The organism is Streptomyces klenkii (genome assembly GCF_003626645.1).
GTDB lineage: Bacteria > Actinomycetota > Actinomycetes > Streptomycetales > Streptomycetaceae > Streptomyces > Streptomyces klenkii.
In genome coordinates this window covers 1-1,257 of sequence record NZ_RBAM01000113.1, presented here as the reverse complement: position 1 = coordinate 1,257, position 1,257 = coordinate 1, and the positions used below count along the sequence as shown (strand labels likewise).

The window sequence follows — 1,257 nt, the reverse complement described above, 5'->3', positions numbered from 1 at the left end:
CTGGACTTCGGGAACGAGCATGTTCCACGCATTCCGCGTGTAGCGGGCGAGAATACGGGTTGCGAAGTTCTCCCGCATCTCGGGGCCACCGATCGAATTCGCGGTGATGCTCTGGCCGACCGCCAACACATGCATTTTCACGGCGCGGCCCATGAACAGGATGTCCGCCAGCGCGTCAATAGCGGGGGATTCCTTGGGGTCGCCCTTCTTTTCCTCGCGAGTGCGCATCCAATAGCGCTTCAGCTTCTTGATGGTCGCGTTGACCTCTTCCAGCAGAATCGCGACGCGCGGCCCGACCGGGGGATCTCCGTCCTCCTCCCAGTCATCCACGATGTGATTGCGGCGCATTCCCTCTTCACCGAGCCACACCAAAGCCTCGTGCAGATCCTCTACGTCGCGGCAGTACGTGACCCCGGGCACCCGGCGTACCCATTTATGGGAATGCCGCTTCACGTCGAGGACGAATCCGATTGCGCCGTGGTGGAGAAGCTGAGCGAAAATCGCGCGGAGGATGACCGACTTACCGCCACCAGTCGACGCGGACACCAGGACGTGAGGGGATTCAGCGTCCAGGTCAACCGAGACGACCGTGCCCCGGTGGGACAGGCCGATGACCGGCGCGGACTCGGGCGCCTTCGCGACCTTGGCCCGCACATCCGGGTCGGAGAACAGCGTCTTCGACGGCGGCCTGGGCGACTGGGAGACGATGACGTGGTGGTTGCGGCCCTCCATGTGCCAGTTGAACTTCACGTCCTGGAGGGCCAGCTTCTCCGTGATGGCGCGCTGGACGGCCAGCTTCCCGCCCTCCGCGCCGGTCCAGTCGGCCGGCACGGTCACCTTGATGACCTCGCCGCTGATCTCGGTGAAGTTGCCCGGGACGTGCAGGTAGCTGCCGGGCCGGGTGCCCTCCGGCAGCTCCAGGAGGCGCCGCAGCACGACGTGCAGCGGCCACACCCACTCCTGCCGGTGGCGCCACGTCAGGACGCCGTCAGCGCCCTGGAACGCCAGCCAGGCCGACGCGACCGAGGCCGTGGACAGGCCGCCGGCCTCCAGGCAGGCCAGCGTCGCAGTGGGGTCCTGGGTGTAGGCGTAGATGGTGCCGCCCGTGCCCGCGGTGACGGCCCAGCGGGCGCCCATCCGCTCCAGGCGGGTCAGGTGGGACCAACGGCGGACGGCCCGCTTGTGCAGGGTCCTGGTTCCCCGGTGGGTCCAGGTCGCGTCCGTCCGGGGCTTGCCGTCCAGCGGGGCACCCGTGGC

1 pseudogene is annotated in these 1,257 nt (G+C 67.9%); it reads right to left on the bottom strand.

From position 1 onward, the window contains the following. Positions 1-1,137, bottom strand: a pseudogene (locus tag D7231_RS35030) (pRL2-11); the annotation flags it as partial. Between the last annotated feature and the right edge of the window lie 120 nt (positions 1,138-1,257).